The following is a 5489-nucleotide window of genomic DNA, read 5'->3' as shown; positions in this document are numbered from 1 at the left end:
TGGCGCCAGCGCATCTGACCTTTGCCCAGTTTCTGCAGCAGCGTCAGCCGGCCAATAACCTGGACTCGTTCAGCTTCCCGGCGAAGGTGCCTGCTCTGCCTGTCGATAGCGAGCCGACCCAGCTGGCCACGCTCCCCAGCGCTCAGCCGGCGACCATGAAGCCTCTTGCACAGAGCCTGAGTCCGGCCTTGTTGAGCGGCTCGGCAGGTGGCAGCGCCCTTGACCTCCAGGGAAGCGATGGGCGTCTAGAGATCCAGATTCCCGCAGGATCACTTGACTTTTCGCAGGCGCAGGTTGTCAACACTAGCGCTTCCAGCGCAAGCGTTAGCTCTCCCTCTCCGCAGCTTACTCCCATTCCCGTAGCCTCTCCGACTCCTACTCCCTCACCTACGGCGTCGCCGATACCCACTCCCTCACCTACTCCTTCACCCACGCCACCACCGACGGGCACACCGACGCCTCCATTCTCATTGAATGTGACCCAGCTCCACGGCCTTTTGCCTGGAGCGGTCAGTGTGCTGGGGATGTACCAGATTCAGGTCACCGACAGCCAGGGGCGGGCAGTGAGCGGCATTCGCCTGCAACAGCCCGTCACGGTGCTCTATCACTACCAGCCGGATGATTTAGCCCGCCTGGATCTCGACCCAGGTACGCTGTGGCTGACCTGGCCGGATGCCATCGCCGCAGCGCGTGCTGCTGGACAACCCTTCTCCCAGTATCAGGTTCCTCTCCAGAACGACCCCCAGACGCACACCCTCTCTGCGCAACTGACTGCCCTGGCTAGCGGCACCATGGCGGTGAGTGGCCCCTCCCAGAGTGGTGTACCACCTACTCCTCTGCTAGATGCTGTGCAAGGCAACTCAGGGCAGTTCTCCTATAGCTACCCGCTCTCGGTCGTTGCTGGCCCGCCGGGCACGACGCCGGCCCTGGCCCTGGTCTACTCCAGCGAGAGCACTAACGAGCATCACAATGCCTCAGCGCCCAGTGGCGCGTTGGGAGAAGGCTGGTCCCTCTCTGGTCTGGGAGCGATCACTGCCGATGACTACCCCAGCGGCAGCGCGAAGGCGGGCACCTGGTACTTCCTCGATGGCGCTGGTGCCAGCGATCGCCTTGTTCCTAATCCCGGAAGCACCACGAGCTTCGTCCCACAGCACCTTAATGGCTACCGCATTCAGATGATGAATGCCAATACCAGCACGCCCTGTTTCCAAGTGTGGGACGATGTTGGAAATGACTACACCTTCGGCTGTACCAGCGACTCATTGCAATATGTCATTGAGAGCGATGGGACGCGCAAGAACTATGAGTGGGACCTGAATCGAATCACCCTGGCCAACGAAGGGCCGGGGACCTCGGGGCGTTACATCAACATCACCTACTTTCAAGACAAGACCTCGCAGGGGGTGCGTAGTGCCGCACCGCGCCAGATTGTCTATGGCGATGCCTCTGGTGTTGCCGGCACGATTGACTTCTACTACCGTGCTCCCTTCAGCAGCGCGCCCTATGTCACCAGCTACGGAACAAACTACAACTGCAGCAAGGCACCGCCCGTCAATACCACGCTGCGCTGCGATGATCCCCTGGATTATCCCAATGGTCTGCCGGCCCCGCTCGTGATGAGCACCTTCAGCCTGCAGCAGATTGTCAGCTACATTGGTGACGACAGCAGCGCCTCCCATAAAGCCTACAGCTATCAATTCACCTACCATGATGATCCCTTTGTCCAGGCCTGGGACGACTATACCCAGATCCAGATCTATCACACGGGCAATCACCTGCTCACCCAGGTTACGCCGACGGTCTACCAGAATGGTGCTCCGCATGATCTAAAGCCGCTGATCTTAACCTATACCTCGGATGGGCTGGCTGATGGCTATATTGATCTGAGCCATTCCATTCAGAATGGCCAGCAGCACTACACCCAGATCACCTACTGGCGCTACCTGACCCGGGTAGTTGATGAGCAGACCGGTGAGGGGGCCAGCATCAGTTACGCCACAGCCACGGCAAATGCTCACGGCACGCCCTATGACAGCGCCACTGGTGATGATCGCCACGATCCGCTCTATTGCAGTACACACAGCGACTGTACAGGAACCTTTGCTCATCCCGACGATAGGCAATGGGGCGTCCAGGTCGTCACCCGTATCACCGCTCTGGGCACAGATAGCAGTGCCTCGGCCATTCCCGAAGCCACCTATGTCTTCCATTACCGGCTCAAGGTAGTTGGCACCGGTTGTCCCAAAGACTCCCAGGGTGACAGTGACTGTCTGGCCGATAGCTGGGCTCCGCCCAGCGAAGGCGACTGGATGGACTTCTATCATCAGGAGTTTCGTGGCTTCCAGTGGGTCTACATTACGACCCCTGCCGGCAACCTGATTGCGCGAGCCTATGCCACGACCAACGGCTGGGGTTCGCAGGCTGGCGACAGTGGCAACTACACGGCGGGCAGCCTCTATGAGGAGGACATCTATCAAGGCAACAGCACCAGCAGCCCGCTGCTCAAGCAGACCAGGAATGTCTACGCCGGCAACGGCATGCACAACGCCTGCGATGGGCGCTACGATCTCACCTACGTCCCTTGTGCCGTGCTCTTGCTGACCAGCAAGACCACCTTCTACGAAGGGACGAGCAACAGTAATGCCCCCTGGGTCCAGGTCAGCAATACCTACGCGGGCTACAGCTCCACCAACGGCATCGATCAGAGCCAGTATCAGAACCTGCTTTCGCAGCAGATCACGGCCTCAAACGCTCCCACCATCACGCGCAGCTGGACTTACCAGCCCACCAACACCACCATCAACGGCTGGGTCTATCACAATCTTCGCTCGGTTGTGCATAGCCAGCTCACCGACAGTAGCGGTCATGTCTGGCTCTGCCAGGACACGACCTACGATGAGGGGGCGGCCTCGGGGGTGCCGCGCCCGGCTGCCGGCTGGCCCACAACGGTGAAGACCTACAGCGACTGCACCAACCCCAGCCAGACGGCCCTGACCACCTATTACGGCTACAACGCCGATGGCAATTTGCTGGCAAGCGTTGATGCCGTTGGCGCTGCCAACCCCAGCCTCTACGGGAACGCAGGCTGTAGCCTGAGCAGCGCACCCCCCTTCATGTCCTCTGCCTGGACCGCCAGTCGCTATACTGCTTGCGCAGTCTACGACAGCTATCAGGCGCGCCCCATCAGCAAGACGAATGCCCTGGGGCAGACGGTGACCCTGGCCTATGACTATACTCAAGGTGGCCTCCTGCGTAGTACGACCGATGCCAACGGCCAGACCACCAGTCAGAGTGTGAGCTATAGCGGGGCCAACGTGACCACCAGTGTCACGCTGCCGCTGGAGACGGCCAGCTACACGAATCAAGAGACCGTCAATCCCTCCGCTTGTACTGCCAGCAGCAATCTGCCCTGCTACGAAGTTGACACGGTCAGTAGCCTCTACCCCAACGCTGTCAGCCGCACCTTCTACGATGCGCTGGGTCGGGCTGTCGAGACGCGCACACCAGGCCCCACGCCGGGGCAGGACACGATCGTCTTCACGGTCTACGACGACAGCACCAACAGCGTCTTCCGGAGCGTCCCGTTCCAGGTTGCGAGCGGCAGCGGCTGGGTTGATCCCAACGGCGCCGTTGACATCAACGGCCAGGCGCCTGGCGGTACTGTCACCTTCTACGACGCGCTTGGGCGAGTCATCGCTGAGCGTGATCCTAACTACGGCTCCAGCCAGGAGCCGGGGATTGCCTGCTCGGCAGTCCTCAGCGGGACCTATACCGCTTGTGTCAACTACGGCCTGGGGAGCCCGGTCGGAGACAGCACGCTCTACAGCTACGTTCAGAGCATCGATGCTGACAATCACATGACGGTCAGCTTCAGCGATGCCCTGGGGCGCACTCGTTACAGCCAGACTTACAATGGCGTGGCCAGCCCATCGGCCTCAGCGATCAGCAGCAACGTAGCCGCTCAGCGGGCGGTGCAGTACAACGCTCTCGATGAGCCGACCGTCGTGGCCGTGACTGACCTGGCGCCGCAGACTGGCCAGACCATCACCAGTGTCAGCACGAGCATGAGCTACGATGATCTGGGCCGGCTCGTGCACCTCTTCGATCCCGATCGTGGTCCCCACGACTACAGCTATGATCCCGATGGGCACCTGGTGACCGATGTCTCCGGCTCGCGCACGCTGGGCTACATCTATGACCTGTTGGGGCGGCTGGTCTGTATGCAAGATGCGGCCCCGGCCCAGAGCGTGGCGGGGGCCTGTAGCAGTGGGGCCCATCCCTTTGTCCAGAACACCTACGACACGAGCACCCTGGGCAGCCAGGGAAACAGCGACTTCCCCGTCGGTCACCTCACCCAGAGCGTTGCCACGACCTGGTATCCCGATGGCAGCTCGGCGACGGTTACCGAGCGCTTCCAATATGACCAGCGTGGGCGCCTGACGACCAGTACGCTGGCGCTGGGGTTGCCGGCCTCCTGGAACGTGACGACGCCGCTGCCGACCTACCAGCAGCAGATCAGCTACAACAACGCTGATCAGGTCACGACTACCACGACCAGCACCAGTGTATCTGGTGACCCGGGCTACAGTTTCACGCAGGTTTATGATCCCACCGCTGGTACGCTGGTCGGTCTCAGTCCCACGACGGGGAGCAGTCCGTTGCTGGCGAGCGTGACTTACAACGCGCGCGCTCTGCCGGACACGGTGACGATCCAGACGGCCAGTGGCAGTGCTCCAGCGGCCACGGAGCAATTCAGCTACGATGCCGATCTGCGTCCGGTGGCGGTGCAGGCGCTCTGGGGCAGTGGCAGTGGGCAGAGTGGCAGCATCTTCAGCCAGACGCGCAGCTACGATGCTGCTGGCAACGTCCTCAGCCTGACCACGCAGCAGAGCAGTGTCCCGGGTGTGGCGAACTCCGGCGGGAGCGAGACGCAGGTCTTCTGCTATGACGCGCAGGAGCGCCTGGTCTGGGCGGGCAACCTGGGGACGCCGCCGGCGGCGGGCAATGGTCTCTGTGGTACTGCCACGCCTTCCAATACCATCAGCGGGGCGGGCTATAGCAGCAGTTTTAGCTACACCAATCTTGGTCAGCTGTGGCAGGGGCCGCTCAATGGCAATGGGCCAGCCTTGCAGTACCTCTACTGCGACAGCTCGCACCCGCATCAGTTGACGGGTCTGTACCCTGCCGGGACGACCTGCTCAGGCACTGGCGGCGTGGTGGCGCCCTACGCGGCGAGCTACGACCTCTGGGGGAACATGACCACGCGCAGTCTCAACGGGACATCGCAGACGCTGGACTATGATCCCCTGGATGAGCTGGTGCACTGGCAGAATCCGACGGCCGCGGCGGAGGAGTGGTATGCCTACGATGCCGCTGGCGAGCGGGTGCTCCGTCGCTCGGTGACGCCGGGGTCGACGACGCTAACGGTCTATGCCTTCGGGCTGGAGGAGCATGCCTACACCGGTGATGGGCGCCTGCTGAGCACGACG

General features: G+C 61.8%; 1 protein-coding gene. It reads left to right on the top strand.

Going from position 1 to position 5489, the window contains the following annotated elements; all coding sequences use genetic code 11:
* Window positions 1-5489, top strand: a 5489-nt coding sequence (locus IRZ31_RS19890) for a hypothetical protein (protein WP_297157042.1), incomplete at both ends; no start/stop codon positions are given.

Source organism: Thermogemmatispora sp. (genome assembly GCF_019683635.1).
Classification (GTDB): Bacteria; Chloroflexota; Ktedonobacteria; order Ktedonobacterales; family Ktedonobacteraceae; genus Thermogemmatispora.
Note: the sequence above shows the minus strand (reverse complement) of the source record. Positions and strands in the feature narration are given on the sequence as shown.